23 protein-coding genes are annotated in these 26,564 nt (G+C 66.7%); 16 read left to right on the forward strand and 7 right to left on the reverse strand.

The window, feature by feature from the left end; genetic code table 11:
* The first annotated feature begins 118 nt into the window (after window positions 1-118).
* From LGM89_RS08905 to LGM89_RS08925, 5 genes are all read left to right on the forward strand, one after another.
* Entirely contained in the window at window positions 119-655 is a 537-nt protein-coding gene (locus LGM89_RS08905) for a cytochrome b (protein ID WP_226204021.1), read from the forward strand.
* Between the two features lie 156 nt (window positions 656-811).
* Window positions 812-1,180, forward strand: a complete 369-nt coding sequence (locus LGM89_RS08910; RefSeq protein WP_226272869.1) for a DUF2946 domain-containing protein — start codon at window positions 812-814, stop codon at window positions 1,178-1,180.
* An 82-nt stretch (window positions 1,181-1,262) separates the two neighbouring features.
* Complete coding sequence (locus LGM89_RS08915; RefSeq protein WP_226272870.1) at window positions 1,263-3,395, forward strand: TonB-dependent copper receptor; 2,133 nt, start codon at window positions 1,263-1,265, stop codon at window positions 3,393-3,395.
* Window positions 3,396-3,623: 228 nt separating this feature from the next.
* A complete protein-coding gene (locus LGM89_RS08920; RefSeq protein ID WP_226272871.1) occupies window positions 3,624-4,718 on the forward strand; it encodes a triacylglycerol lipase in 1,095 nt (364 codons plus the stop codon).
* 3 nt (window positions 4,719-4,721) lie between these two features.
* A complete protein-coding gene (locus LGM89_RS08925; protein WP_089497378.1) occupies window positions 4,722-5,756 on the forward strand; it encodes a lipase secretion chaperone in 1,035 nt (344 codons plus the stop codon).
* Window positions 5,757-5,792: 36 nt separating this feature from the next.
* Here the strand turns inward: LGM89_RS08925 and LGM89_RS08930 are convergent, their stop codons facing one another.
* Window positions 5,793-7,316, reverse strand: a complete 1,524-nt coding sequence (locus LGM89_RS08930) for a PLP-dependent aminotransferase family protein (protein WP_226272872.1) — start codon at window positions 7,314-7,316, stop codon at window positions 5,793-5,795.
* 108 nt (window positions 7,317-7,424) lie between these two features.
* Here LGM89_RS08930 and LGM89_RS08935 point away from each other — a divergent pair, with 108 nt between their 5' ends.
* The 5 genes from LGM89_RS08935 to LGM89_RS08955 all read left to right on the forward strand — a co-directional run bounded on the left by LGM89_RS08935 (window position 7,425) and on the right by LGM89_RS08955 (window position 13,525).
* Window positions 7,425-8,531, forward strand: coding sequence for an ABC transporter ATP-binding protein (locus LGM89_RS08935; protein WP_089427971.1), 1,107 nt, complete (start codon window positions 7,425-7,427; stop codon window positions 8,529-8,531).
* A 78-nt stretch (window positions 8,532-8,609) separates the two neighbouring features.
* Window positions 8,610-9,656: an ABC transporter substrate-binding protein gene (locus tag LGM89_RS08940; RefSeq protein ID WP_089462920.1), complete on the forward strand. Its 1,047-nt coding sequence runs from the start codon at window positions 8,610-8,612 to the stop codon at window positions 9,654-9,656.
* A gap of 102 nt (window positions 9,657-9,758) precedes the next feature.
* Window positions 9,759-11,024 carry an ABC transporter permease gene (locus LGM89_RS08945; protein WP_226273015.1) on the forward strand — a complete coding sequence of 422 codons (1,266 nt, stop codon included), beginning with the start codon at window positions 9,759-9,761 and terminating at the stop codon, window positions 11,022-11,024.
* A gap of 37 nt (window positions 11,025-11,061) precedes the next feature.
* Entirely contained in the window at window positions 11,062-11,898 is an 837-nt protein-coding gene (locus tag LGM89_RS08950; protein ID WP_027791109.1) for an ABC transporter permease, read from the forward strand.
* A 208-nt stretch (window positions 11,899-12,106) separates the two neighbouring features.
* On the forward strand, window positions 12,107-13,525 hold the full coding sequence (locus tag LGM89_RS08955) for an MFS transporter (RefSeq protein ID WP_226272873.1): 1,419 nt from the start codon (window positions 12,107-12,109) through the stop codon (window positions 13,523-13,525).
* Window positions 13,526-13,631: 106 nt separating this feature from the next.
* Here LGM89_RS08955 and LGM89_RS08960 read toward each other — a convergent pair whose 3' ends face one another.
* Complete coding sequence (locus LGM89_RS08960) at window positions 13,632-15,365, reverse strand: protease pro-enzyme activation domain-containing protein (protein ID WP_226272874.1); 1,734 nt, start codon at window positions 15,363-15,365, stop codon at window positions 13,632-13,634.
* 644 nt (window positions 15,366-16,009) lie between these two features.
* On the opposite strand from LGM89_RS08960, the gene LGM89_RS08965 reads away from it, so the two are divergent.
* Genes LGM89_RS08965 through LGM89_RS08975 form a run of 3 tightly spaced genes read left to right on the forward strand, consistent with a single transcriptional unit; the run spans window position 16,010 to window position 17,198 of the window.
* On the forward strand, window positions 16,010-16,333 hold the full coding sequence (locus tag LGM89_RS08965) for an ArsR/SmtB family transcription factor (RefSeq protein WP_089458952.1): 324 nt from the start codon (window positions 16,010-16,012) through the stop codon (window positions 16,331-16,333).
* Entirely contained in the window at window positions 16,333-16,764 is a 432-nt protein-coding gene (locus LGM89_RS08970) for an SRPBCC family protein (RefSeq protein WP_089447379.1), read from the forward strand. The genes LGM89_RS08965 and LGM89_RS08970 overlap by 1 nt, the downstream gene beginning before the upstream one ends.
* Complete coding sequence (locus tag LGM89_RS08975) at window positions 16,761-17,198, forward strand: DUF1801 domain-containing protein (protein ID WP_089497375.1); 438 nt, start codon at window positions 16,761-16,763, stop codon at window positions 17,196-17,198. The genes LGM89_RS08970 and LGM89_RS08975 overlap by 4 nt, the downstream gene beginning before the upstream one ends.
* A gap of 123 nt (window positions 17,199-17,321) precedes the next feature.
* Here the strand turns inward: LGM89_RS08975 and acnA are convergent, their stop codons facing one another.
* The 5 genes from acnA to LGM89_RS09000 all read right to left on the reverse strand — a co-directional run bounded on the left by acnA (window position 17,322) and on the right by LGM89_RS09000 (window position 24,490).
* Entirely contained in the window at window positions 17,322-20,039 is a 2,718-nt protein-coding gene (gene acnA / locus LGM89_RS08980) for an aconitate hydratase AcnA (protein ID WP_226272875.1), read from the reverse strand.
* Between the two features lie 52 nt (window positions 20,040-20,091).
* On the reverse strand, window positions 20,092-21,543 hold the full coding sequence (locus LGM89_RS08985; protein ID WP_226272876.1) for a bifunctional 2-methylcitrate dehydratase/aconitate hydratase: 1,452 nt from the start codon (window positions 21,541-21,543) through the stop codon (window positions 20,092-20,094).
* Window positions 21,544-21,565: 22 nt separating this feature from the next.
* Complete coding sequence (locus LGM89_RS08990) at window positions 21,566-22,081, reverse strand: hypothetical protein (RefSeq protein ID WP_089442945.1); 516 nt, start codon at window positions 22,079-22,081, stop codon at window positions 21,566-21,568.
* Between the two features lie 230 nt (window positions 22,082-22,311).
* Window positions 22,312-23,319: an HpcH/HpaI aldolase/citrate lyase family protein gene (locus LGM89_RS08995; protein ID WP_226273016.1), complete on the reverse strand. Its 1,008-nt coding sequence runs from the start codon at window positions 23,317-23,319 to the stop codon at window positions 22,312-22,314.
* A 184-nt stretch (window positions 23,320-23,503) separates the two neighbouring features.
* Complete coding sequence (locus LGM89_RS09000) at window positions 23,504-24,490, reverse strand: malate dehydrogenase (RefSeq protein WP_046549914.1); 987 nt, start codon at window positions 24,488-24,490, stop codon at window positions 23,504-23,506.
* Between the two features lie 288 nt (window positions 24,491-24,778).
* Here LGM89_RS09000 and LGM89_RS09005 point away from each other — a divergent pair, with 288 nt between their 5' ends.
* The 3 genes from LGM89_RS09005 to sdhD all read left to right on the forward strand — a co-directional run bounded on the left by LGM89_RS09005 (window position 24,779) and on the right by sdhD (window position 26,563).
* Window positions 24,779-25,603, forward strand: a complete 825-nt coding sequence (locus LGM89_RS09005) for a GntR family transcriptional regulator (RefSeq protein ID WP_039358249.1) — start codon at window positions 24,779-24,781, stop codon at window positions 25,601-25,603.
* A gap of 170 nt (window positions 25,604-25,773) precedes the next feature.
* Window positions 25,774-26,190, forward strand: coding sequence for a succinate dehydrogenase, cytochrome b556 subunit (gene sdhC, locus LGM89_RS09010; protein ID WP_206138036.1), 417 nt, complete (start codon window positions 25,774-25,776; stop codon window positions 26,188-26,190).
* Window positions 26,191-26,194: 4 nt separating this feature from the next.
* The gene (gene sdhD / locus LGM89_RS09015) at window positions 26,195-26,563 is read left to right on the forward strand and encodes a succinate dehydrogenase, hydrophobic membrane anchor protein (RefSeq protein WP_011355745.1); all 369 of its coding nucleotides are present in this window, start codon (window positions 26,195-26,197) and stop codon (window positions 26,561-26,563) included.
* The last annotated feature ends 1 nt before the right edge of the window (window position 26,564 follow it).

The following is a 26,564-nucleotide window of genomic DNA, read 5'->3' on the forward strand; positions in this document are numbered from 1 at the left end:
GGATATTTGCGCGCGTCGTGCAAAACCGGACGCCCGTGCGGCTACAATCGGGGCAGTTTTGCCGGGCGCCGGCCGGTGGCTGCATGCGCTCCTCCCCGCATACAACACGAGACGAAGCATGAGAAACATCCTCGCGAAACAGACGCGCTACAGCTCGCCCGCGATCTTCTTCCACTGGGCCGTCTTCCTGCTGGTGGCGCTGGCCTACCTGGCCATCGAGATCCGTGGGCCGAAAGGCAGCGACAGCCGGGTGTTCTGGATGAACGTGCATCTCACCGCGGGCACGCTCGTGCTCGTGCTGTCGGTGCTGCGCGTGCTGTGGCGAGCCGTCAGCCGGGTGCCGCAGGCCATTCCGCAAGCGGCGCTGCTGCGCTGGCTGTCGAAGCTCGCGCATGTCGCGCTCTACGTGTTCATCATCGCGCAGCCGCTGCTCGGCATCATGATGATCAACCTGGGCGGCAAGCCGGTGTCGCTCGACTGGCTCGGCGTCTCGTTCACGCTGTTCGGCCCCGACAAGGCGCTGCGGCCGACGATCAAGGCAGCGCACGAGCTGATCGGCAACGCGTTCTACTTCGTGATCGGCCTGCACGCGCTGGCCGCGCTTTACCATCATTTCATCCGGCGCGACGACGTGCTGCGGCGCATGGCGCCCTGAGCGGCGCGTTCCGGAAGCATGCAGCAGGCGGGGGGCGCATGGTTGTGTTGACAACCATGCGCCCCCGGTTCGTTTACCGCCATCCGTGCTGGCCATCGTGTTGAACATTCTGTAACATCTCGGCTGTTTTTACATTCCGCTTACTCGTTGCCGAGCATGCTGCACCGACATCGTCACCTGACCGCCTGGCTTGGCGTGCTCGCGATCTGGTTCGCGATCGCGGCGCCGCTGGTGTCGCAGTGGCGCGTCGCGCAGGCGGCCACGCCCGACGCAATCGTCTGCAGTACGGAGCATGGCGCGCACCCGTCGCCCGATGCGGGCCGCCTGCACGATCATGCGCTGCATCTCGATGCGTGCGGCTACTGCGGTTTCTTCGCGCACAGCCCCGCGATCGGCGGGCCAGCCGCCGCGGCACTCGCTTCCGTTCCCGTCGTTTCCGTTACCGCCGTCGCGCCGCCTGCCGTCGCGGCGCGCGCCGACCGCTATCCGCGCGCGTACCCGCGCGCCCCGCCCGAGCGCGCCTGACGCGCTGTTTCCGTTCCATTCATCGCCGATATCCGTGCGGCCCGTCGAGGCCGCGTGGAGGGCGTCACTCGGGCTTTCGATCATGACCATTTTCCAGTTGCGTACGCCGCGGGCGTCACGCAATGCCGGTGCGCGGCGCATGCCGCGCGTGCTGAAACTCACCGTTCCCGCGCTCGCTGTCGGCGCATTGGCCGCGAGCGCCGCGGCCGCCGAAACGGCGCGCGCATCCGGCGCGCCGACCGGCGAGACGGCCGCGCCGTTGCCGGCCATCGAAGTCGTCGCATCGCCGCTGTCGACGCCGCTCGTCGTCGTCACGGATCCGAAGACTCCGCGTCAGCCGCTGCCCGCCAGCGACGGCGCGGATTACCTGAAAACGATCCCCGGTTTCACGTCGATCCGCAGCGGCGGCACCAACGGCGACCTCGTGCTGCGCGGGATGTTCGGCTCGCGGCTGAACATCCTGGCGAACGGGATGTCGACGCTCGGCGCATGTCCGGGCCGGATGGATGCGCCGACGTCGTATATCGCGCCGGAAAGCTATGACAAGGTCACCGTCGTGAAGGGGCCGCAGACGGTGCTGTACGGTCCCGGCGCGTCGGCCGGCACCGTGATGTTCGAGCGCGTGACGCCGCGCTTCGACAAGCCCGGCATGCGCTTCGACGGCAGCCTGGTCGGCGGGTCGTTCGGCCGCAACGACCAGAACATCGACGTGACGGCCGGCACGCCGGACGTCTATGGCCGCGTGACCGCGAACCACGCGCATTCGCAGGACTACAAGGACGGCAACGGCAACACCGTGCCGTCGCAGTGGGACAAGTGGAACGCCGATGCGGCGCTCGGCTGGACGCCGGACGACCATACACGCGTCGAGCTGACCGCCGGCACCGGCGACGGCTATGCGCGCTACGCGGGACGCGGAATGGACGGCGCGCATTTCCGCCGCGAGACGTTCGGCCTGTCGTTCGACAAGCAGCATCTCGGCGACGTGCTCGACCGGATCGAAGCGCGCGTGTACTACAACGAAGCCGATCACGTGATGGACAACACTACGTTGCGGCAACCGGACCCGACCAGCAGCATGCCGATGCGGATGGCGTCGGAAGTGCGGCGGCGTACGTTCGGCGCGCGCGCGGCCGCGACGTTCCGCTTTGCCGACGACTTCAAGCTCGTGACGGGCGTCGATGCGCAATCGAACCGGCTCGACTCGCGCTCGGCGATGGGGCGGCAGAACTACGGCGACAAGCCGTGGGATGCGCAGGCGACGATGTGGAACGCAGGCGTGTTCGGCGAGTTGACGTGGTACGCGAGCGACGTGTCGCGCGTGATCGGCGGCGCGCGCATCGACTATGCGAGCGCACGCGACAAGCGCGCGACGACGAGCGGCATGATGAAGCGCATGCCGAACCCGACCTTCGACGACGATCGCTCGCGCGTGCTGCCGAGCGGTTTCGTCCGCTATGAGCGCGATCTCGCGTCGCTGCCCGTCACGTGGTACGCGGGCGTCGGCCATACGGAGCGCTATCCCGACTACTGGGAGCTGTTTTCCGCGAAGCGCGGGCCGGCGGGTTCGATCAACGCGTTCTCGGCGGTGCAGCCGGAGAAGACCACGCAGCTCGACCTCGGCGCGCAATACAAGAGCGAACGGCTCGATGCGTGGGTGTCGGCGTATGCGGGTTATGTTCAGGACTTCATCCTGTTCAACTACGCGGCCGGCATGATGGGCCCGACCACGCAGGCAACCAACGTCAACGCGCAGATCATGGGTGGCGAAGCGGGCGTGTCGTGGAAACCGGTTTCGCCGCTGCGCGTCGAGACGTCGCTCGCGTATGCGTGGGGGCGCAACGTCGCAACCGGCGATCCATTGCCGCAGATGCCGCCGCTCGAGGCGCGCATCGGGCTCGAGTACACGCGGGGTGCGTGGTCGGCAGGGGGGCTGTGGCGCATCGTTGCGCCGCAGCATCGCTATGCCCTGAACGAGGGCAACGTGGTCGGCAAGGACTTCGGCCCGAGCGCCGGATTCGGTGTGCTCTCGCTGCATACGCAATACAACGTCAGCAAGACCGTGCAGATCTCGGTCGGCGTCGACAACGTGCTGAACAAGGCCTACACCGAGCACCTGAATCTCGCCGGCAACGCGGGCTTCGGCTATCCGGCGAACGCGCCGGTGATGGAGCCGGGCCGGACCGCATGGGTGCGTGTGAGTGCGAAGCTTTGACGCATCGCGCGTGTGCATTGCAGCATGCGCACGCATGAACGCGGCCCCGCCCGAACCGGTGGGCCGCGTCAACCGATTAGAGAACCGTGTCTAGTCAGGGCGCAAACGTTCGCGACTCGTGATTCACTCCCGCATTCGACGCACACGGTGGTCGCGATGTGGGCGACGCATAGTGCGTATCGATCCGGCTTCATTCGCACCGGCAGCACAATAATCAGGAGAACATGCATGGCCAATACGATGCGTTCCAGGGTGGTGGCAGGGGCAGTGGCATGCGCGATGAGCATCGCGCCGTTCGCGGGGACGACTGTGGCAATGACGCTCGCGACGACGCACGCGGCGATGGCGGCGACCGCGCCCGCCGACGGCTACGCGGCGACGCGTTATCCGATCATCCTCGTGCACGGGCTCACCGGTACCGACAAGTACGCCGGCGTGCTCGATTATTGGTACGGCATCCAGGAAGACCTGCAGCAGAACGGGGCGACCGTCTACGTCGCGAACCTGTCGGGTTTCCAGAGCGATGACGGCCCGAACGGGCGCGGCGAGCAGTTGCTCGCTTACGTGAAGACGGTGCTCGCGGCGACGGGCGCGACCAAGGTCAATCTCGTCGGCCACAGCCAGGGCGGCCTCTCGTCGCGCTATGTCGCGGCCGTCGCGCCCGATCTCGTCGCGTCGGTGACGACGATCGGCACGCCGCATCGCGGCTCCGAGTTCGCCGACTTCGTGCAGAACGTGCTTGCGTACGATCCGACCGGACTTTCGTCATCGGTGATCGCCGCGTTCGTCAATGTGTTCGGGATCCTGACGAGCAGCACCCACAACACGAACCAGGACGCGCTCGCCGCACTGCAGACGCTGACCACCGCACGCGCCGCCACGTACAACCAGAACTACCCGAGTGCGGGCCTGGGTGCGCCGGGCAGTTGCCAGACCGGCGCGCCGACCGAAACCGTCGGCGGCAACACGCACCTGCTGTACTCGTGGGCCGGCACGGCGATCCAGCCGACACTCTCCGTGTTGGGTGTCACGGGCGCCACGGACACGAGCACCCTTCCGGTCGTCGATCCGGCGAACGCACTCGATCTGTCGACGCTCGCGCTGCTCGGCACGGGCACGGTGATGATCAACCGCGGCTCCGGGCAGAACGACGGGGTCGTGTCGAAGTGCAGTGCGCTGTACGGCAAGGTGCTGAGCACGAGCTACAAGTGGAACCATCTCGACGAGATCAACCAGCTGCTCGGCGTGCGCGGCGCGTATGCGGAAGATCCGGTCGCGGTGATCCGCACGCATGCGAACCGTCTGAAGCTGGCGGGCGTGTAATCGATGACGGCACGTGAAGGACGCGCGCCGCTGGCGCGGCGTGCCGTGGTCTACGGTGTCGTGGGGCTGGCGGCGATTGCCGGTGTGGCGATGTGGAGCGGCGCGGGCTGGCATCGAGGGACAGGCGCCGGCGGCGAGTCGCCGGATGCGGCGGCGGTGGGTAGCGTGGCTGCCGCACCGCCGCAGGCCGCCATGCCGGCAAGCGCGGGCCTGCCGCCGTCGCTCGCCGGCTCCAGCGCGCCGCGGTTGCCGCTCGATGTCGGCGGCCATCTCGCGAAGTCGCGCGCGGTGCGCGACTTCTTCGACTACTGCCTGACCGCGCAGAGCGACCTGAGTGCGACCGCGCTCGATGCGTTCGTCGCGCGGGAGATTGCCGCGCAACTCGACGGCACCGTGGCGCAGGCCGAGGCGCTCGACGTATGGCACCGCTATCGCGCCTATCTCGACGCACTCGCGAAGCTGCGCGATGCCGGCGCGGTCGACAAGTCCGATCTCGGCGCGCTGCAGCTCGCGCTCGACCAGCGTGCGTCGATTGCATATCGCACGCTCGGTGACTGGAGCCAGCCGTTTTTCGGCGCGGAGCAGTGGCGGCAGCGCTACGACCTCGCGCGGCTGAAGATCACGCAGGATCGGACGCTGACGGATGTGCAGAAGGCCGAACGACTCGCGGCGCTCGAACAGCAGATGCCGGCCGACGAGCGCGCCGCGCAGCAGCGCATCGATAAGCAGCGCGCCGCGATCGACCAGATCGCGCAATTGCAGAAGAGCGGGGCGACGCCCGATGCGATGCGCGCGCAACTGACGCAGACGCTCGGCGCCGAAGCCGCCGCGCGCGTCGCGCAGTTGCAGCAGGACGACGCATCGTGGCAAAGCCGCTATACGGACTATGCGGCGCAGCGTGCGCAGATCGAGTCGGCGGGCCTGTCGCCGCAGGATCGCGACGCGCAGATCGCCGCGCTGCGGCAGCGCGTGTTCACGAAGCCCGGCGAAGCCGTGCGCGCGGCATCGCTCGATCGCGGGGCGGGCAGCGCGCGGTAAGGTGAGAAGCGCGGGCGGCGCGGCGCATGAGCGCCGCTATGCCGCGCGCGTGAGGTCCCGCGGCAGGTGTCGCTCGATGGTATTCGCGAGCGTGTCGAACGCGGGGCCGATGCCTTCGTGCGGGACGCACGCATAGCCGAGCAGCAGGCCGCGCCGCGCGGTGTCGAGGCTGCTGTAGTAGCTGGTGAGCGGGCGCACGATCACGCCCGCATCGAACGCGCTCTGCGTGACCGCGCGATCGTCGCAGGCGTCGGGCAGGCCGAGCACGAGATGCAGGCCTGCCTCGTCGCCCATCACGGGCAGCGCGTCGCCGAAGCGCGCGCGGATCGCGTCGATCATCAGTTGCCGGCGCTCGCCGTACAGCGTGCGCATTCGTCTGACGTGCGAAGTCAGGTGGCCGTCCATGATGAATTCGGCGAGCACGGCCTGCTGCATCAGCTGGCCCTCTCGGTACAACTCCGACAGCCCGGTGCGGAACGTGTCGACCAGATGCTCGGGCACGACCATGTAGCCCATCCGCAGCCCCGGGAACAGCATCTTGCCGAGGCTGCCGACGTAGATCACGCGGCCGCCGTCGTCGAGCCCCTGCAGCGACGCGAGCGGGCGGCTGCCGTAGCGGAACTCGCTGTCGTAGTCGTCCTCGATGATCCAGCAGCGGTGCTGGCGCGCGTATTCGAGCAGCATCCGGCGTCGCGCGAGGCTCATCACCATCCCGAGCGGGTACTGATGCGACGGCGTGACGAGCACGAGCCGCGGCGGATGCTGCATGTCGCTGGCACGCGGGTCGAGCCCTTCCTGGTCGACCGGCACCGGCGTCAGCGTGAGGCCGGCCGCCTGCAATACGCTGCGTACGCCCCAATAGCACGGCTCCTCGACCCATGCGCGATCGCCGATGTCGGACAGCAGCCGCACCGCGAGATCGATCGACTGGTGGATGCCCGTCGTGATGATCACCTGGTCCGGCGAGCATTTGACCGAGCGCGCGACGCGCAGGTAATCGGCGAGCGCCCGCCGCAACGGCCGGTAGCCGCCGCCCGGCGCATAGGTCAGCAGCTCGGGATTCGCCTCCTTCCACAGCCGCGCCTGCAGGCGGCTCCACGTCCGGCTCGGGAATTCCGACACGTCCGGCACGCCCGGCATGAACGCACCCCACTGGCGCCGCGACACGCCCGCATGCTCGATCAGTTGCCGGCCGCGCATCGACAGGCCGCCCTGCGCGTCCGGCAGCGGTGGTTCATCGGCGCTCGACGGCGGCGGCGCGGCGCCCGGCACGTGGATCGCGGCGGCGTCCGGCCGCGTGTCGGCCACATAGGTGCCGCTGCCGGTGGTCGTCAGCACGTAGCCTTCGGCCGTCAGCTGGTCGTACACGTGCAGCACGGTATTGCGCGCGATCAACAGGTCGGCCGCGAGCGTGCGCGAACTCGGCAGCTTTGTCCCTGGCCCCAATTCCCCGGTCAGGATGGCCTGCTGCATCTGCTGCAGCAACTGCCGGTACATCGGCTCGGGCGAGCTGCGGTCGAGGCGGGCAGAGAGCCAGTCGGCGAGGATCACGGTATCCAAAGTGGTCCTACTAGTAATATTGAAATGGTTCCCTATTGTAGAACCGTGGGCGCCGTATAGTGGCTCGCATCTCAAAATCAATTGTCGCGAAGCAAGGGGACAGCCACGATGAAGTCCGATGATGTGATCGTCAGCTTTCGCGGCGTGCGGAAGACCTACGACGGCGAAACGCTGGTCGTCAAATCGCTCGACCTCGATATCCACCGCGGGGAATTCCTGACGCTGCTCGGGCCATCGGGCTCGGGCAAGACCACCTGCCTGATGATGCTGGCCGGCTTCGAATTCCCGACCGGCGGCGAGATCCGCCTCGACGGCGAGTTGCTGAACAACGTGCCGCCGCACAAGCGCAACATCGGCATGGTGTTCCAGAACTACGCGCTGTTTCCGCACCTGACGGTCGAGCAGAACGTCGCGTATCCGCTGACCGTGCGCAAGCTGCCGGCGGCCGAGCGCGCGGAACGCGTCGCGCACGCGCTGAAGATGGTGCAGATGGAGCGCTTCGCGAAGCGCTACCCGGCGCAGTTGTCGGGCGGCCAGCAGCAGCGCATCGCGCTGGCGCGCGCGCTCGTGTTCGAGCCGAAGCTGGTGCTGATGGACGAGCCGCTCGGCGCGCTCGACAAGCAGTTGCGCGAACACATGCAGTACGAACTGAAGGCGCTGCACGAAAAACTCGGCGTGACTTTCGTGTACGTGACGCACGACCAGGGCGAGGCGCTGACGATGTCCGATCGCGTCGCCGTGTTCGACAAGGGCATCGTGCAGCAGCTCGACACCGTCGACCGCCTGTACGAATCGCCGTGCAACGAATTCGTCGCGAACTTCATCGGCGACAGCAACCGGCTGCGCGGCACCATCGCGCGCGTCGACGGCGAATTCTGCGAATTCCGGCTCGACGACGGCACCAAGCTCGTCGGCCGCCGCATCGGCGATGCGGCCGAGGGAGCGCCGGCCGTCGCGTGCATCCGCCCCGAACGCATGAGCCTCGCCGCGCACGGCGCGAACGGGCACGCGAACGGCGCGGCCGCCAACCAGCTGAGCGGCGAGGCGCGCAGCCTCATCTATTTCGGCGACCACGTGCGCATGCGCTGCGCGCTGCCCGGCCAGGACGAATGCTTCGTGAAGGTGCCGCTCGGCACCGGCGCGCTCGATGCGTTCTCGCCCGGCGCACCGGTCGCGCTCGCGTTCTCGCCCGAACACCTGCGCGTGTTCGCGTGAGCAGGATTTCCCCCGATTTTCCGTAGCACGTCGTCAACAACAACTGCCCACTTCCACCACGAGAGGAGAGGAACCACCATGAACCGAGCACGCATTACCGCACGGCGCACCGCGCTGGCATTGGCGCTCGCCGTCGTCGGCGCATCGGCATCGGCTGCCGAACTCACGGTCGTCAACTTCGGCGGCGCGAACGGCGACGCCCAGAAGGCCGCGTTCAACCAGCCGTTCGAGAAGGCGACCGGCAACAAGGTCACGGCCGTCGAATACAACGGCGAGCAGGCGAAAGTGAAGGCGATGGTCGAGGCGAAGCACGTCAACTGGGACGTGGTCGAAGTCGAATCGGGCGACCTGAACCGCGGCTGCGACGAAGGGCTGTACGAGAAGCTCGACTGGTCGAAGATCGCGAAGAAGTCCGACTTGATTCCGGAATCGCCGCAGGTGTGCGGCGTCGGCTTCTTCGTGTGGTCGACGGCGCTGTCGTACAACGCGGACAAGCTGAAATCGGCGCCGACCGGCTGGGCCGATTTCTGGAACGTGAAGAAATTCCCCGGCAAGCGCGGCATGCGCAAGGGCGCGCGCTACAACCTCGAATTCGCGCTGATGGCCGACGGCGTCGCGCCGAAGGACGTGTACAAGGTGCTCGGCACGAAGGCCGGCCAGGATCGCGCGTTCAAGAAGCTCGACGAGCTGAAGCCGTACATCCAGTGGTGGGAAGCGGGCGCGCAGCCGCCGCAGTTCCTCGTGGCCGGGGACGTCGTGATGTCGACCGCGTACAACGGCCGCATCGACGCCGCGCAGAAGGAAGGCAAGAACCTGAAGGTCGTGTGGAACGGCAGTATCTACGACCTCGACTACTGGGCGATTCCGAAGGGCTCGCCGAACAAGGCGCTGGCCGAGCAGTACATCGCATACACGTTGACGCCGAAGCCGCAGCAGGGCTACGCGCAGCACATCGCGTACGGCCCGACCAACATCGCGGCGATCAAGTCGCTCGACGCGAAGACGCTCGCGAACCTGCCGAACTCGCCGGCCAACGGCAAGAACGCGGTGCTGGAAGACATCGGCTTCTGGACCGACCACAGCGACGAGCTCGAGCAGCGTTTCGCCGCGTGGGCGACGAAGTAACCGTCGTTCAGGCATCCTGATGCAACCGGCCGCGCGATACGTCGATCGTGTCGCGCGGCCTTCCGCCGGATCGTGCCCGGCCGGAGAGAACCGTTGAATACGATGACGATCGCGCCTTCCTCGCCGTCGAACGCCGCGCTCAAGCGCGAGCTGAAGGCCGTCGAGGCCCGCAAGCGCACGATGGCACTGCTGCTGGTCGCGCCGCTCGCGATTTTCCTGCTGCTGATTTTCGTCGTGCCGATCGGCGCGCTGCTCACGCGCGCGGTGCAGAACCCCGAGATCGCCGCCGCGCTGCCGAACACGGTCAGGGCGCTGTCGGGCTGGGACCGCAAGACGCCGCCGGCCGACGCCGCGTATGTCGCACTCGCGGCCGACATGACGAAGGTGGCCGACAGCGAGGCGATGGGTGCGCTCGCGCGGCGGCTGAACACCGAGATTCCCGGCTATCGCTCGCTCGTCGCGAAGACGGCGCGCGCGATGCCGCTGAAGGGCGAGGGTGGGACTGGCGACGCGGCACTGACGCCCGCGCAGACGCGCGACAAGCTGGTCGAGCTCGATTCGCGTTGGGGCGATGCCGCCTATTGGCAGGCGATCGCGAAGAACGGCAGCGCGTATTCGCCGTTCTACCTGCTCGCCGCGCTCGACCACAAGCAGGACGGCTTCGGCCACATCGTGCAGGCCGACCCCGACCAGTCGATCTATCTCGCGATCTTCGGCCGCACGTTCGTAATCGGTGTCGCCGTCACGCTGTTCGCGCTGCTGCTCGGCTATCCGCTCGCGTACTGGATCTCGACGCTGTCGGAGCGGCGTGCCAACCTCGTGATGATCCTCGTGCTGATTCCGTTCTGGACGTCGGTGCTCGTGCGCGTCGCCGCATGGATCGTGCTGCTGCAGAGCGAAGGGCTCATCAATACGGCGCTGATCGGCAGCGGGCTGATCTCGCATCCGCTGACGCTGCTGTTCAACCGCGTCGGCGTGTACATCTCGATGACGCACATCCTGCTGCCGTTCATGATCCTGCCGCTCTACAGCGTGATGAAGTCGATCCCGCCGACCTACCAGCGCGCGGCCGTGTCGCTCGGCAGCCATCCGTTCGCCGCGTTCTGGCGCGTGTACGTGCCGCAGACCTACCCGGGCGTCGGCGCGGGCGCATTGCTCGTGTTCATTCTCGCGATCGGCTACTACATCACGCCCGCGCTGCTCGGCGGGCCGAACGACCAGATGGTCAGCTACTACGTCGCGTACTTCACGAACGTGACGATCAACTGGGGCATGGCGTGCGCGCTCGGCGGGCTGCTGCTCGCGGCGACGCTCGTGCTGTACGCGGTGTACGGGCGCTTCACGCGCACCAACGTGAGCCTCGGCTGAGCGCCGCGTGCAACGAAACGGGAAGGGGATTCGAACCATGAAACTCGCCAGGCCGCTGTTCGCGCCGCACATGTCGTTCGTCGAGCGCGCGTGGTACGTCGCATTGCGCGTGCTCGTCGTGCTGACGCTGCTGTACCTGATCCTGCCGGTGCTCGCGATCGTGCCGCTGTCGTTTTCGTCGAGCACGTTCCTCGTCTATCCGATCCCGGGCTTCTCGATGCGCTGGTACGAGAACCTGATCGCATCGGACGAGTGGCGGATGGCCGCGAAGAACAGCTTCATCGTCGCACCGTCGGCGACCGTCGTCGCGACCGTGCTCGGCACGCTCGCCGCGATCGGCCTCACGAAGGCCGACTTCCGCGGCAAGGGGCTGCTGATGGCCGTGCTGCTGTCGCCGATGATCGTGCCGGTCGTCGTGGTCGGCGTCGGCATGTACCTGTTCTTCGCGCCGCTCGGGCTCGCGAACACCTACACGGGACTGATCGCCGCGCACGCGGCGCTCGGCGTGCCGTTCGTCGTGACGACGGTTGCGGCAACCCTGCAGGGCTTCAACCAGAACCTCGTGCGCGCGAGCCTGTCGCTCGGCGCGAATCCGGTGTCGACGTTCTTCCGCGTGACGCTGCCGGTGATCGCACCGGGCGTGATGTCCGGCGCGCTGTTCGCGTTCGCGACGTCGTTCGACGAAGTCGTCGTCACGCTGTTCCTCGCGGGCGCGGACCAGACGACGCTGCCGCGCCAGATGTTCACCGGCATCCGCGAGAACATCAGCCCGACGATCGCTGCGCTCGCAACGATCCTGATCATCTTCTCGACGAGCCTGCTGCTGGCGCTCGAATGGCTGCGCGGTCGTAATGCGCGGCGCGCGGTGAGCTGACGCGGCGAGCCTGCGTGGCCGTGCGTCCTGCGCGGCCACGCATTTGCTTTCATTTCGCTGACTGACGAGGTGGCCGCCTGCACGTTCGATGCGGCTCTGCAACAATACGGGGCGCGGCGGCGCGCGTTCCGTGCGGTGCGTCCGGAACGCCGCCGCGAGTCCAATCCGCGACGCGGCGCAACGCGTCGCTCGTCAGCCGAGCCTCATCTTGTCCGAATTCGCTTCCCCCGCCGGCGCGCATGAGCCGGCCGTCAACTGGCGCGCGATGTCCGCCGTGCTGCTGGCCGTCGCGCTCGCGACGCTCGACACCGCGATCGCGAACACCGCGCTGCCCGCGATTGCCGCCGACCTGCATGCGTCGCCGGCCGCGTCCGTCTGGATCATCAACGCGTACCAGCTCGCGATGGTCGCGACGCTGCTGCCGTTCGCGTCGCTCGGCGACATCGTCGGCCACAAGCGCGTGTATGTCGCCGGGCTCGCGGTGTTCACGGTGGCGTCGCTCGGCTGCTCGCTCGCGTCGACGCTGCCGATGCTGACGGCCGCGCGGATCGTGCAGGGCTTCGGTGCGAGCGCGATCATGAGCGTGAACGTCGCGCTTATCCGCGGCCTGTTTCCCGCGCACCGGCTCGGGCGTGGCGTCGGCTTCAACGCGCTCGTCGTCGGCGTGTCGTTCGCGGTGGGGCCGACCATCGCGTCGCTGATCCTGTCGGTCGCCGCATGGCCGTGGCTGTTCGCGGTGAACGTGCCGCTCGGCGTGTTCGCGCTTGCCGTGGCGATTCCGTCGCTGCCGCAGACGGCGCGCGGCAAGCATGCGTTCGATCCGGTCGCGGCATTGTTCAACGTGATCACGTTCGCGTCGCTGATCTTCGCGCTCGGCGAATTCGCGCAGCGCGGGCCGCTTTCCATCGTGTTCGCGGCGGCGGCGGTCGCGCTCACCTTCGGCTGGCTGCTGATTCGCCGTCAGGCGGGGCACCCGGCGCCGATGCTGCCGGTCGACCTGTTTCGCCGGCCGGTGTTCACGCTGTCCGCGCTGACCGCGGTGTGCGCGTTCGCGGCACAGGGGCTCGCGTTCGTGTCGCTGCCGTTCTATTTCGAAACCGTCCTGCATCGCAACGCGGTCGAGACGGGCTTCCTGATGACGCCGTGGTCGGTCATCGTCGCGCTTGCCGCGCCGATCGCGGGGCGCCTGTCGGATCGCTATCCGCCGGGCCTGCTCGGCGCGATCGGTCTGGCGTTGCTGAGCGCGGGCATGGTGTCGCTTGCCGCGTTGCCGGCGGCGCCCGGCGTCATCGACATCGGCTGGCGGATGATGCTGTGCGGCGCGGGCTTCGGTTTCTTCCAGTCGCCGAACCTGAAGGCGCTGATGTCGAGCGCACCGCCCGAGCGCAGCGGCGGCGCGAGCGGGATCATCGCGACCGCACGGCTGATCGGGCAGGCGACGGGCGCGGCGCTCGTCGCGCTGTCGTTCGGGATCGCGGGACGCCACGGGCCGACGCTCGCGCTGATGCTCGGCGCGGGCTTCGCCGGGGCCGCGAGTGTCGCGAGCGGATTGCGGCTCTTTGCGCCGTCGCATCGGGCCGGTGTGCCGGCTGCGCCGGAGCGCGTGGGCGAGCAGGCGACGGAGTAGGGTGGCGCGCGGTTGCGGCGCAAGCCGATGGCCGAACGACCGTCGCGGGAAATTTTCGAGCCGGCACGCAACGAACCACCGCCGCGCGCCGGCCTTTACGCTTCGCTTAGAACCCGCCCGACTTGATCAGCTGGTTGAGGTTCGCGATGTTCAAGCTGCCGAAGCCGGTCGTGTAATCCCAGCCAGTGCCTGCGTTGTAGCCATACCCCTGATAGCCGTTGTTCCCCGACACCACGTCGTAGCGCACGAGCGACGGGTTCGACGGAATGTCGGCGTAGAACTTGCCGGCCGGGAAGCCGAGGCCCGTGCCGTTCGCTGCGAGCAGGCGCGCCCAGAGGCCGGTGAAGATCGGCGCGGCGAGGCTCGTGCCGCCGATCTGCTGCAACTGGCCGTAGTTGTAGATGTACGCGCCCGTGCTTTGCGCGGCGTCGAACGCGACGTCCGGCAACTGGCGGTTGCTGCCCGACTGCCACGACGGCGCGGGCAGGATCGTGCTGATGCCGCCGCCCGTCGCCCACAGCTTGCCGTTGCCGTCGAGCCCTTCGTTCCACACCGTCTCGCTCGAGAATGCGCCCGACGACGTCGTGTAGAGCGTCGTGCCGCCGATCGCGAGCACGTGCGGCGACGAAGCCGGCCACGACACCGTGTAGTTCGAGCCGTCCGGATAGCCGCGGTTGTTGCACTCGTACACGCCTTCGTCACCCGACGAAACGGAGAACGTCTGGCCTTGCGCCGCGGCAGTCGTGAAGATCTGTTCCTCGGCGTCGAGCGTGCCGTCCGCGTTCGCATCGGTCTCGCACCAGCCGAGCGATACGTTGATCACCTTCGCGGTGTTGTCCGACACCGCGCGGTTGAACGCCTGCGTGAGGCCCGTGTTGCCGCTCGCATTGAGGTCGGCCATGTAGAACACGAGCTTGCCGACCTGGCCGCCGGCCGAGCCGACGATCGACTGGCTGTCCAGATCCCATTCGCCCTGGCCGTCCTGGTCGTCGGTGTAGCTGCCGCCCGAGCCGTTGGTCTTGATGGTCTGCGTCGACACCGCCCCGTATCCGTTGCTCGACGTGAACTGCTTCAGGTCCTGCAGCGTCTGCGACACGCCGCCGATCGTGATGATGCCGACGGTGACGCCGGCTGCGGTCGGCACGCCGGTTGCGTTGTAGAGGCCCGGGAATTCCTTCGGATAGTGGCCGGTCGCCGTGCCGGCTGCCAGCGCCTGCGGCTTCGACACGTTGCCGATGCGCAGCAGCGGCCGCGCGTGTGCAACGTTCTGCAGCCCGAGCACCGAGCCGACGACGTCGCCGAGCGCGCGCGGCACCTGCGCAGTCGACGTGTTCGCGAAGCCCGAGTGACCCGCGTAGGCGAAGTGCACGAGCGACGTGTTGAATGCGGTCTTCACCGTGGCGGCCGTGCCGCTGGCGGAGACCAGCAGGCGGTTCGGCGCAACCTCGACGTTCACGAAGCCGCTCTTGTGCAGATAGTCGACGACCGACTTGACCTGCGCATCGGTCGGCGCGTAGTTGGCGAGGAACTGCTCGTGCGTGAGGTACTGGCGGTAATGCGCGCTGCCGGGCCGGTTCACGTCGCGCGCCAGTTGCTTGAGCTGCGCGGCGTTGCGCAGTTTCAGGCTGACGACGACGTTGGTCGTTTCACCGCCTGCCAGTTCGAGCGACGGCGCCGCGCTGCGCGCCATCAACTGCGGGCCGGTCAGAAAGGCCTTCGTATGCGTATCGACCCAATCCGTCGTCGCATGCGCCGCGGCGGCGGCGAACACGAACGGTGCCACGCACGCGAGGCGGCGGGGCGACGGAAGGGGAAGGGCAAACCAGGTGTTCCTTTTCATCGGGAGTCCTTTTTTAGGAGAGGCGACGTTACTGGAACCCCCGGCCCTTGTGGGGCCGCGAGCGGTGACGAGCGTAGGGCGTCGGTATCGTTCGGGTAGCTGCCATTTTCCATAGCTGTCAGTTCTGACATCGGCGCGGGTGCACGCATGTGCTGCGTCATGCGCGTAAGCGAATTGCGGCAGCGGCGAGCGGAACCGGTTCGCGATACGGCGGCGCAGCGACGCGCGACGCTCGCACGCACGAGTCGCTCGTCACGACGCCGGAACGTGCGCGATCGCGGAGCGGATCGCCGGGTGAACGCATCGTGCGCGACCGGTCGTTGTCGCGTGTCGCGTCGCACTATGTGGTCAAACGCCGCGACACGGCAGGAACGGATTCGCGCGTGCACAAAAATGGGATCGCTCGGCCGCAAACGTTTCCCGAACTGTGGAACGGTGCTTCCGGCAGTCTTGCAGGCGACTTTCGGATCGCATGCGGCAATTGCGGATTAGAGGAAGGGCTCGAATTCGGGGGCGTGGATACCCCGTGCGGCGGATAGCGGGCCCGCGCAAGATTGCGCGGCGTCGTTCGCGAAATTCCGCCTTGACGTGCGTCGATCAGCGGATATGCTTCAATCCATAACCATCGGGTTATGGATTTGGACATGCAGAACGCACACGACATGCTTTTCAGGACACTGGCCGATCCCACGCGCCGCGCGCTCTTCGAGCGGCTGTGCGCGGACGGCGAGCTGACGGTTGCCGCGCTGACGGCCCATGCGGGCGTCTCGCAGCCGGCCGTCTCGAAGCATCTGGGCGTCCTGAAGCAGGCCGGGCTCGTGAGCGACCGTCACGAAGGCCGGCAGACGCACTACAGCGCGCAGCCTCAAGCGCTGGCCCCGTTGATCGACTGGACGAGTCAGATGGCCGGCTTCTGGCAGACCCGGTTCGATGCCCTCGAAGCTCTTCTGAAAAGGATGGACCAGTAATGAACCAGGCAACCACCGAAACGCGCTCCGTCGTCGTCGACCGGGAGCTGCCCCATCCGCCGGAGAAGATCTGGCGCGCGCTCACGCAGCCGCACCTGATCGAGGCGTGGCTGATGAAGAGCGACTTCGAGCCCGTCGCGGGCCGCGCCTTCAGCTTCCGTGCGGACTGGGGCTCGGTCGACTGCACGGTCCTGACGATCGAGCCGCCGCATGCGTTGTCCTATACGTGGGCCGCATACGGCCTCGAAAGCGTCGTCACGTGGACGCTCACGCCGACACCGCACGGCACGCACCTGCGGATGGAGCAGGTCGGCTTCCGGACCGACCAGGAGCAGGCGTACCGCGGTGCGCAGCACGGCTGGGTCCGCTTCTTCGACTCGCTCGAACAGGTGCTGGCCCGCCCCGACGAAGGCACGGAGGCCCGCGCATGAGCCCAACCGACCTCACGCCGTCGGAGCGTATCGACGCGCTGATCGCCGGCATCGCCGACTGGCGCGGCAAGACCTTCGCCGACCTGCGCCAGACGATCCTCGACGCGCAAGCGGGCATCGTCGAGGAATGGAAATGGATGGGCAGCCCCGTATGGTCGTGCGACGGGATGATTGCGGTGGCGAACGCGCACAAGGGCAAGGTGAAGCTGACCTTCATGCACGGCGCGCAACTGCCCGATCCCGACAAGCTCTTTAACGACGGCCTCGACGGCAATGCGCGGCGTGCGATCGATTTCTTCGAAGGCGACAAGCTCGACAAGCGGGCACTGAAGAACCTGGTGCGCGCGGCGATCGACTACAACCGCACGCATCTGAAGAAGAACACCCGGCGAGCGGGTGCAGGCACGAAGGCGCGAGCCGACAAGGCGGCATGACGCGCCGCACGACCGGTCACGCGGCGTAGCGCGCAGGCAAAAAAAGCCCGACACGAGGTCGGGCATCCAAATCGGCCGCAACCGCCCGCGAGGCGGCTGCGGCACCTGCAAGGTGCAGGGCGCTTACGCTGCGAGCAGCGAGCGCAGCACGAACGGCAGGATCCCGCCGTGCTTGTAGTAGTCGACTTCGATCGGCGTATCGATGCGCAGCAGCACCGGCACGCGCTGCGATTCGCCGTTCTTGCGGTGGATCACGAGCGTGACGTCCTGTTGCGGCTTGAAGTCGTCGCCGAGGCCTTCGATGTCGTACGTTTCTTCACCGGTGATGCCGAGCGACTGGACGCTGTCCGCGCCCTTGAACTGCAGCGGCAGCACGCCCATGCCGACCAGGTTCGAGCGGTGGATGCGCTCGAAGCTGCGTGCGATCACGGCCTTCACGCCGAGCAGTTGCGTGCCCTTCGCGGCCCAGTCGCGCGACGAGCCCGTGCCGTACTCTTCGCCCGCGAACACGACCGTCGGCGTATCGGCGGCAACGTACTGCATTGCTGCATCGTAGATCGATTGCTGTTCGCCGCTCGGCTGGTGGATCGTCAGGCCGCCTTCGACGCGCGTGCCGTCTGCCTTTGCCGGGATCATCAGGTTCTTGATCCGGACGTTCGCGAACGTGCCGCGCATCATCACGTCGTGGTTGCCGCGGCGCGAGCCGTAGCTGTTGAAGTCGGCCTTCTGCACGCCGTTCTCCTTCAGCCACTTGCCTGCCGGCGAGTCTTCCTTGATCGAGCCTGCCGGGCTGATGTGGTCGGTCGTGACCGAGTCACCGAAGATGCCCAGTGCGCGCGCGCCCTTGACCGTCGGGATCGACGCGGCCGGTTCCATCGAGAAGTCGTTGCCGAAGAACGGCGGCTCGGCGATGTACGTCGACTTCGGCCAGTCGTAGACCTGGCCCGATTCGCCCTCGATCTTGCTCCAGAGGTCGCCCTTCTTGGTCAGCTTCGAGTAGTTGTCCTCGAACTTCTTCGGGTCGAGCGCGAACTTGAGCAGCGCGTGGATTTCTTCGCTCGTCGGCCAGATGTCGCCGAGGTAGATGTCGCGGCCGCCCTTGCCCTTGCCGACCGGTTCGGTCATCAGGTCGCGCGTGATGTTGCCGGCGATCGCGTAGGCGACGACCAGCGGCGGCGACGCGAGGAAGTTCGCACGGATGTTCGGGTGGATCCGCGCTTCGAAGTTACGGTTGCCCGACAGCACGGCTGCCGCGACGATGTCGTTCTTCGTGATCGCTTCGTTCAGCTCCGGCGTCAGGTCGCCCGCGTTGCCGATACAGGTCGTGCAGCCGTAGGCCGCGACTTCGAAGCCGAGCTTCGACAGGTAGGGCAGCAGGCCCGTCTTCGTCAGGTACTCGGTGACGATGCGCGATCCCGGCGCGAGCGAGGTCTTGATCTTCGGATCGACCGTGAGGCCGGCCTCGACCGCCTTCTTCGCGAGCAGGCCGGCGGCCAGCAGCACGCTCGGGTTCGACGTGTTGGTGCACGACGTGATCGCGGCGATCAGGATGTCGCCGTTCTTCACGTCGACGCCGTTGCTCGTCGTGTATTGCGCGGCCAGGTCGTCCGCCTTCTTCGCGAAGCCGTTTTCCGCGACCGGCTTCGAGAACAGGTCGGTGAACGTCGACTTGACGTGGCCGATCTCGATGCGGTCTTGCGGGCGCTTCGGGCCGGCCAGCGACGGCGCGACCGTCGTCAGATCGAGCGTCACGACCTTCGTGTAGTCGATGTCGCCGGCCTTCGGGATGCCGAACAGCTTCTGCGCCTTGAAGTAGTTTTCGAACGCGGCGATTTCGGCCTTCGTGCGGCCCGTGCCTTCGAAGTAGTCGATCGTCTTTTCGTCGACCGGGAAGAAGCCCATCGTCGCGCCGTATTCCGGCGCCATGTTGCCGATCGTCGCGCGGTCCGGCAGCGACAGCGACTTCGTGCCTTCGCCGAAGAACTCGACGAACTTGCCGACGACCTTCTCCTTGCGCAGCATTTCGGTGATCGTCAGCACCAGGTCGGTGGCCGTCACGCCTTCGCGCAGCTTGCCCTTCAGCTCGACGCCGACGACGTCCGGCGTCAGGAAGTACACCGGCTGGCCGAGCATGCCGGCTTCAGCCTCGATGCCGCCCACGCCCCAGCCGACCACGCCGATGCCGTTGATCATCGTCGTGTGGCTGTCGGTGCCGACGAGGGTGTCCGGGTAGTACACGGTGTCGCCGCCGTCCGCCTTCTTGTGGACGCCGCGCGCGAGGTATTCCAGGTTCACCTGGTGGACGATGCCGACGCCCGGCGGCACGACCTTGAACGTGTCGAATGCCTGCATGCCCCACTTCATGAACTGGTAGCGCTCGTTGTTGCGCTGGAATTCCAGTTTCATGTTCAGGTCGAGCGCGTCCTTCTGGCGGAAGTAGTCGATCTGCACCGAGTGATCGACGACGAGATCGACCGGGACCAGCGGCTCGATCTTCTTCGGGTTCTTGCCGGTACGCTCCGCGACGCCGCGCATGGCCGCGATGTCGGCGAGCAGCGGCACGCCCGTGAAGTCCTGCAGCACGACGCGCGACACCACGAACGGAATCTCGTCGACGCGCTTGTCGTTCGGCTTCCAGTTCGCGAGCTGCTGGATGTGCTCTTCGGTGATCTTCTTGCCGTCGTAGTTGCGCAGCACGGACTCGAGCACGATACGGATCGACACCGGCAGGCGTTCGATCTTCGTCTTCAGTTCCTTGCCGAGCTGCGGCAGCGAGTAGAACTTGCCTTTGCCGGAACCGCTGTCGAATTCCTTGAGGGTCTTGTGGAGATTGTGGGCCATGGTGATTTTCCTGGGTTTAAGGCTAGGAAACTACGTGTCCTGTAAATGACGGCTATATCACGTACAGATCGACGTACTCATCGACCGGCATCGCTTCGAGCTTTGCCTGGTCCAGCGACACGTCGAGAATCGCTTGTTGCTGCTTGGCCGGGAAGCGGCGGGCAAGGTTGGTCCTGAACTTCTCGACCAGGAGCGGGACGCCTTCGGCCCGGCGCCGCCGGTGGCCGAGCGGGTATTCGACCGCCACCTCGGCAAGCTTCGACCCGTCCTTGAACTCGATCGTCAGTGCATTTGCGATCGAGCGCTTGTCCGGGTCGTGGTAATCCTGCGTGAACTGCGGATCCTCGACGCACACGGTCTTCGCGCGCAGCGCGTCGATGCGGGGATCGGCGGCGGCCGAATCCTCGTAGTCGGCCGCGGTCAGCCGGCCGAACAGCAGCGGCACGGCGACCATGTACTGGATGCAGTGGTCGCGGTCGGCCGGATTGGCGAGCGGGCCCTGCTTGTCGATGATGCGGATCGCGGCCGCGTGCGTGCGGATCGTGATCCGGCTGATGTCGTCGGTCGTGCGGCCCGCGGCGGCGAGCTGCGCGTGCAGCTGCAGCGCGGCCTCGGCGGCCGTTTGCGCGTGGAATTCGGCGGGGAACGCGATCTTGAACAGCACGTTTTCCATCACGTACGTGCCGTACGGGCGCTGGAAGCGGAACGGCTTGCCGTCGAACAGCACGTCGTAGAAGCCCCAGGTCCTGGCGGTGAGCGCCGACGGGTAGCCCATTTCACCCGTTTTCGCGATCAGCGCGAGGCGCACCGCGCGGGAGGTTGCGTCGCCGGCCGCCCAGGACTTGCGCGAGCCGGTGTTCGGCGCGTGGCGGTAGGTGCGCAGCGCGTGGCCGTCGACGAACGCGTGGGACACCGCGTTGATCAGCTCGTCGCGCGTGAGCCCGAGCAGCCGGCCGACGACGACCGTCGACGCGACCTTCACGAGCAGCACGTGGTCGAGCCCGACCGCATTGAACGAATTCTCGAGCGCGAGGCAGCCCTGGATCTCGTGGGCCTGGATCATCGCGACCAGCACGTCGCGCATCGTGAGCGGCTTGCGGCCGGCCGCGCGGGCCGTGCGGGAAAGCCAGTCGGCCGTCGCCAGGATCCCGCCGAGGTTGTCGGACGGATGACCCCATTCGGCGGCGAGCCAGGTGTCGTTGAAGTCCAGCCAGCGGATCATCGCGCCGATGCCGAAAGCGGCCTGGACGGGATCGAGCTGGAAGGACGTGCCGGGCACCTTCGCGCCGTGCGGCACGATCGTGCCGGGCACGACGGGGCCGAGCAGCTTGGTGCAGGCAGGGTAGGAGAGCGCCTCGAGTCCGCATCCGAGCGTGTCGATCAGGCAATGACGCGCCGTCTCCAGCGCGAGCGCGCTGTCGATGCCGGCATTCAGCACGTAGTCGACGATATCGACGAGTACCGTATCCGGAGCAGGGCGGACGTTGGAGACCGGGGCGGACATCGAGGGGCCGATGGGAACGCGCTTAGTTCGTTGCCGGCTTCAGTTCGTTCGACTGCGTCGGTGCCGGCGTGCCTTGCGCCATTTCCGGCGTCACGCATTCGTCCGCGAGGCGTTCGCCGCCGTTCGCGTCGGAGAACAGCATCGCCTTGGTCGGGATCACGACCAGCTTGAAGCCCGCGGCCGGATCGTAGAACGTGTCGGCGCCCGTCGTCGTGGCCTGACGCGGCAGCTTGTAGTTCTTCTTCGCCCAGTGAACCGTGACGACCTGGTCGCGCTTCATGTCACCGGCGAGGTCGAACGACAGACCTTCCTTGCAGGACCACTTGACTGCGCCGTCCGGTACCGGATCGACCTTCGCCGCGGCACGTGCCTGTGCCTTCTTGCTGCGCGGGATGATGCGCTTGGCCGGCGCCGGGCGCTTGGCCGCTGCCTTCTTCGCGGTCGTCGTGGTCGTACCCTGGGCAAACGCGCTCGGAGCCGACACCAGCATCGTGGCGGACAAGGCGCCGATGGCGGTAGCGATCAGGAGTTTCTTCATGGAGTCAGAACCTTTCGATAATCAGTTGACAAGGGCCGGCAATCTGCGCCGCCGGCCGGGTTGAAACTGCACGCGCCCCGAAAGCGCGCAGCGGCCGCTATTTTCACCTATTTGGCCGCGTGTATATCAGGTTTTCGGGCTCCGTTACGTTTTTTGTCGTTTCGCAAACCTCTATCCGGTTCGCGCGTCGTCGAATGCATGAAACTCGTGTATCGGCCGGCGGCGCGCGCTTACGGTGCGCTGCCCGCGGCGGCCGGGCCGAACAGCGGCGCGGCCTCGGCCGGCACAGGCTGGCCGGTGGCCCGTGCGCGGCGCAGTACCGACCAGTAATAGCGGTAACTCGCGCGATCGTGCAGCGTATCACCATGGCGCGTCGGGCCCCAGTCGGCGGCCTGCGCGGCTAGCAGGATCTCGGCGGCCAGCGCGACCTCGTCGGTGCGCGGCGCGAATGCGTCGACGATCGGGCGGATCTGCGCGGGGTGGATGCTCCACATCCGCGTGAACGCGAATTCGTCGCGGGCGCGGCGCGCATCGCCAGCGACGATGCTCATGTCGCGCACTTCGGTCGTCACGTTGTGCGACGGCGTCTTGCCGTGCGCGTGACAGGCCGCGGCGATTTCCAGCTTCGCGCGGCGCACGAGCGGGTGCTCGAACTGGCCGGGCGAGCGCATCGCGGAATCGGGAATCGCGCCGTGGTGCGCGGAGACGAAATCCATCAGCCCGAAGCTCAGCGTGCCGACCGTCGGCAGCGCGGCGAGAGCGGCCGCCTGTGCGAGCGCGCCGTGCGTTTCGACCAGCACGTCGACGGGAATCGGCTGCGCGATGCCGAGCTCGCGGCGCGTGCCTTCGATGAACGCGGTCATTTCGGCGGCGTCAGCGGCACTCGCGATCTTCGGGAGCGTGATGTAGGCGGGGGCACGCGATGCGCGCAGCACGATGCGTACATCGTCGCGCCAGTGCGGGTGGGAAAAGTCGTGGATGCGGACGCCGACGCGGCCGAAGCGGTTCTCGTCGCTGCCGAGGATGTCGGTGACGAGTGCCGCGTGCGCGGCTTCCTGGCCGACGGCGGCGCCGTCTTCGCAGTCGAGCGTGATGTCGAACACGGGGCCCAGCTCGGCCTGCAGCGCGAGCGACTTGCGCATCAGTTTTTCGCTGCCCGCGTAGTGATCACAGCAGGGCAGGATCGCGGGCGGGGACGCCCCGTCGTACAGCACTTGTGCGGGAGTGAGCGCGGCCATCTCGTCTACGTCAGGGGAGCGGGTCAACGTGGAGAAAATCGGATTCGGACGCGTTCTGGGCCGGTGCGCGGCAAGCGCGGGGCGGCAAAACGTGCGCGGATCGGATCGGTCGGCCGGGCCGGCGGCATGCCGGCCCAGGCCGAAACCGGGCTGCCCGAGGGCCGCCCGGCGAGGTGCTTGATGCTTAGTTCTTCAGCAGGTGGGCGACGCCATCGCGCTCTTCGAGCAGCTCGGCCAGCGTGCCGTCCATCTTCTCGCGCGAGAATGCGTCGATTTCCAGGCCTTCGACGCGCTTGTATTCGCCGTTTTCGCAAACGACCGGCACGCCGTAGATGATGTCTTCCGGGATGCCGTACGAGCCGTCCGACGGGATGCCCATCGTGACCCACTTGCCGTTCGTGCCGAGGACCCAGTCACGCACGTGGTCGATCGCTGCGTTCGCCGCCGACGCTGCCGACGACAGGCCGCGCGCTTCGATGATCGCCGCGCCGCGCTTGCCGACGGTCGGGATGAACGTGTCGCGGTTCCACACGTCGTCGTTGATCAGCTTCAGCAGCGATTCGCCTTCGGCGGTCGCGAAGCGGAAGTCGGGGTACATCGTCGGCGAGTGGTTGCCCCACACGGCGAGCTTCTCGATCGATGCGACCGGCTTGCCCGACTTCGCTGCGAGCTGCGACAGCGCGCGGTTGTGGTCGAGGCGCAGCATCGCCGTGAAGTTCTTCTTCGGCAGATCCGGTGCCGACTTCATCGCGATGTAGGCGTTCGTGTTCGCCGGGTTGCCGACGACCAGCACCTTCACGTCGCGGCTCGCGACTTCGTTCAGCGCAGCGCCCTGAACCGTGAAGATTTCGGCGTTTGCCGACAGCAGGTCCTTGCGCTCCATGCCCTTCGAGCGCGGACGTGCGCCGACCAGCAGAGCGACGTCGGCATCCTTGAATGCGACCTTCGGATCGTCGGTGATCACGACGCCCGCGAGCAGCGGGAACGCGCAATCGTCGAGTTCCATCACGACGCCCTTGACGGCGCCTTGGGCTTGCGGGAGGTCGAGCAGTTGCAGGATGACCGGCTGGTCCTTGCCGAGCAGGTCGCCGTTCGCGATGCGGAACAGCAGGGAGTAAGCGATTTGACCTGCGGCGCCGGTGACGGCAACACGCTTTGCGGGCTTAGCCATTGAAAATCTCCAGGACGGGTAAAGCGTTGGACACTCGCGAAAACGCCATTCTATGCGCGTTGTGCGGAGTGTTGCATTGAAGCAGGGCGGAGGACTCGCGATGGCAGACGCGGTGAACCTGGAGACGGCCGTGGCACGTAGCCGGGGACGCGCTTTTGCACCCGCGAACCCTTGCTCGACCCGGAGTGTAGGAGCCGTCCGGCTCAAAGTCAAACGGTATCATATGTCTTATATAAGACAGATGTTTTGCGGAAATTGAGTGGACTTAAAAGTGCGGTTTGTGATGAAATGCGCGCCATGACATCGAACCAGGCGAATACCGCGAATCAGACCGGCGCAGGCGGCCCAGGGCAGCCGGGCGCGAGCGATCCCGCACCTTCGCCCGCGGCGGCTCCGTCGCCGACGTTCAGCCCGTTATACCAGCAGATTAAGTCATTAATCACGCAAAGTCTCGAAACCGGCGAGTGGAAGCCGGGCGAGATCATCCCGAGCGAGGTGGAGCTGGCGGCCCGTTACAAGGTCAGCCAGGGCACCGTCCGCAAGGCGATCGACGAGCTGGCCGCCGAAAACCTCGTGGTCCGGCGGCAGGGCAAAGGTACTTTTGTTGCAACGCACAACGAAGATCGCGCGCAGTTCCGCTTCCTGCGGCTGCTGGCCGACGACGGTGCCGAGCATCCGCACGTGAGCCGCCTGCTCGAATGCCGTCGCCTGCGCGCGCCGGCCGAGATCGCGCGGCAACTCGACCTGAAGCCGGCCGATCCCGTCGTGCAGGTGCGCCGCCTGCTGGAGTTCGAGAACGAAGTGACGGTGCTCGACGAGATCTGGCTGCCGGGCGCGATGTTCCGCGGGCTCACGTTCGAGCGGCTGAGCGAATACAAGGGGCCGCTCTACGCGATGTTCGAGACGGAGTTCGGCACGCGGATGATCCGCGCGACGGAAAAGATCCGCGCGGTGGCGGCGGAGCCGGCGGTGGCCGACCTGCTGCACGTGCCGGCAGGTTTCCCTTTGCTGTCGGTCGAGCGTGTGTCCTATACATACGGAGACCGGCCGGTGGAAGTGCGTCGAGGCTGGTATGTCACGACCGGGTACTACTATCAGAATGACTTGAGCTGACGGTGTATCGGCTCAAGCCGAGTGCGTTCGCGTTCCCCACGTTCGCGAAGCACGTTTCGGGCCGCCTTTGTTCTTGTTCGCGCAACTATCCAGAGCAGACTTTCGCTGCAGCGCGATATAAAAAGGCGCTAAAATCGCGGATTAGTGTGACAACATAGTAGGGGTCTAGCATGACTGATGCAGTAAGAAAGCCGAGGCCGGAATACCGGAACATCGGACTCGCCGATATCACGATGAAATATCGCATGCCGCTGGCAGCGACTTTGTCGATTCTCCACCGAGTCAGCGGCGCGCTGCTGTTCTTGTTCCTGCCGTTCCTGCTGTTCCTCTTCGACCAGAGCCTCACGTCCGAGCTCAGCTTCGAAGTCTTCAAGGCTTTCCTCTCCAACATCATCGTCAAGCTGATCGTCCTCGCACTGTCGTGGGCCTTCTTCCACCATTTCTGCGCCGGCATTCGCCACCTGCTGATGGACGTCAACCACGACGCCGTCACGAAGGAAGGCGGCAAGCGGACGGCAGTCGTCGTCTTTGTCGTCTCGATCGCGCTGACGATCGCCATGGCACTCAAACTGTTCGGAGCATTCTAAGAAAATGGCAGCCAATAACCGAATCGGCTCGAAGCGCCTCGTCGTCGGCGCCCACTACGGCCTGCGCGACTGGCTCGCGCAGCGCATCACCGCCACGATCATGGCGGTCTACACGGTCATCCTGCTCGTCCTGTTCTTCGGCGCGCACGATTTCTCGTACGAAGGCTGGGCATCGATCTTCGCCGCGCAATGGATGAAGCTCGCGACCTTCGTGATGCTGCTTTCCCTCTTCTACCACGCATGGGTCGGCGTGCGCGACATCTGGATGGACTACGTGAAGCCCGTCGGTGTGCGCCTGCTGCTGCAATCGCTGACCATCGTCTGGCTGCTCGCATGTGCGGGCTACGCCGCGCAGATTCTCTGGAGAGTGTAAA

The organism is Burkholderia sp. AU31624 (genome assembly GCF_020420065.1).
In the GTDB taxonomy this organism is placed as follows: Bacteria; Pseudomonadota; Gammaproteobacteria; order Burkholderiales; family Burkholderiaceae; genus Burkholderia.

What these genes read in the sequence shown, in the direction of transcription:
- sdhC (WP_206138036.1), top strand. Translation starts at nt 25,774, where the DNA reads ATGACTGATGCAGTAAGAAAGCCGAGGCCGGAATACCGGAACATCGGA.
- LGM89_RS08920 (WP_226272871.1), top strand. Translation starts at nt 3,624, where the DNA reads ATGGCCAATACGATGCGTTCCAGGGTGGTGGCAGGGGCAGTGGCATGC.
- LGM89_RS08940 (WP_089462920.1), top strand. Translation starts at nt 8,610, where the DNA reads ATGAACCGAGCACGCATTACCGCACGGCGCACCGCGCTGGCATTGGCG.
- sdhD (WP_011355745.1), top strand. Translation starts at nt 26,195, where the DNA reads ATGGCAGCCAATAACCGAATCGGCTCGAAGCGCCTCGTCGTCGGCGCC.
- LGM89_RS08990 (WP_089442945.1), bottom strand. Translation starts at nt 22,081, where the DNA reads ATGAAGAAACTCCTGATCGCTACCGCCATCGGCGCCTTGTCCGCCACG.
- LGM89_RS09000 (WP_046549914.1), bottom strand. Translation starts at nt 24,490, where the DNA reads ATGGCTAAGCCCGCAAAGCGTGTTGCCGTCACCGGCGCCGCAGGTCAA.
- LGM89_RS08960 (WP_226272874.1), bottom strand. Translation starts at nt 15,365, where the DNA reads ATGAAAAGGAACACCTGGTTTGCCCTTCCCCTTCCGTCGCCCCGCCGC.
- LGM89_RS08970 (WP_089447379.1), top strand. Translation starts at nt 16,333, where the DNA reads ATGAACCAGGCAACCACCGAAACGCGCTCCGTCGTCGTCGACCGGGAG.
- LGM89_RS08925 (WP_089497378.1), top strand. Translation starts at nt 4,722, where the DNA reads ATGACGGCACGTGAAGGACGCGCGCCGCTGGCGCGGCGTGCCGTGGTC.
- LGM89_RS08975 (WP_089497375.1), top strand. Translation starts at nt 16,761, where the DNA reads ATGAGCCCAACCGACCTCACGCCGTCGGAGCGTATCGACGCGCTGATC.
- LGM89_RS08945 (WP_226273015.1), top strand. Translation starts at nt 9,759, where the DNA reads ATGACGATCGCGCCTTCCTCGCCGTCGAACGCCGCGCTCAAGCGCGAG.
- LGM89_RS08995 (WP_226273016.1), bottom strand. Translation starts at nt 23,319, where the DNA reads ATGGCCGCGCTCACTCCCGCACAAGTGCTGTACGACGGGGCGTCCCCG.
- LGM89_RS09005 (WP_039358249.1), top strand. Translation starts at nt 24,779, where the DNA reads ATGCGCGCCATGACATCGAACCAGGCGAATACCGCGAATCAGACCGGC.
- LGM89_RS08965 (WP_089458952.1), top strand. Translation starts at nt 16,010, where the DNA reads ATGCAGAACGCACACGACATGCTTTTCAGGACACTGGCCGATCCCACG.
- LGM89_RS08950 (WP_027791109.1), top strand. Translation starts at nt 11,062, where the DNA reads ATGAAACTCGCCAGGCCGCTGTTCGCGCCGCACATGTCGTTCGTCGAG.
- LGM89_RS08935 (WP_089427971.1), top strand. Translation starts at nt 7,425, where the DNA reads ATGAAGTCCGATGATGTGATCGTCAGCTTTCGCGGCGTGCGGAAGACC.
- LGM89_RS08915 (WP_226272870.1), top strand. Translation starts at nt 1,263, where the DNA reads ATGACCATTTTCCAGTTGCGTACGCCGCGGGCGTCACGCAATGCCGGT.
- acnA (WP_226272875.1), bottom strand. Translation starts at nt 20,039, where the DNA reads ATGGCCCACAATCTCCACAAGACCCTCAAGGAATTCGACAGCGGTTCC.
- LGM89_RS08910 (WP_226272869.1), top strand. Translation starts at nt 812, where the DNA reads ATGCTGCACCGACATCGTCACCTGACCGCCTGGCTTGGCGTGCTCGCG.
- LGM89_RS08985 (WP_226272876.1), bottom strand. Translation starts at nt 21,543, where the DNA reads ATGTCCGCCCCGGTCTCCAACGTCCGCCCTGCTCCGGATACGGTACTC.
- LGM89_RS08905 (WP_226204021.1), top strand. Translation starts at nt 119, where the DNA reads ATGAGAAACATCCTCGCGAAACAGACGCGCTACAGCTCGCCCGCGATC.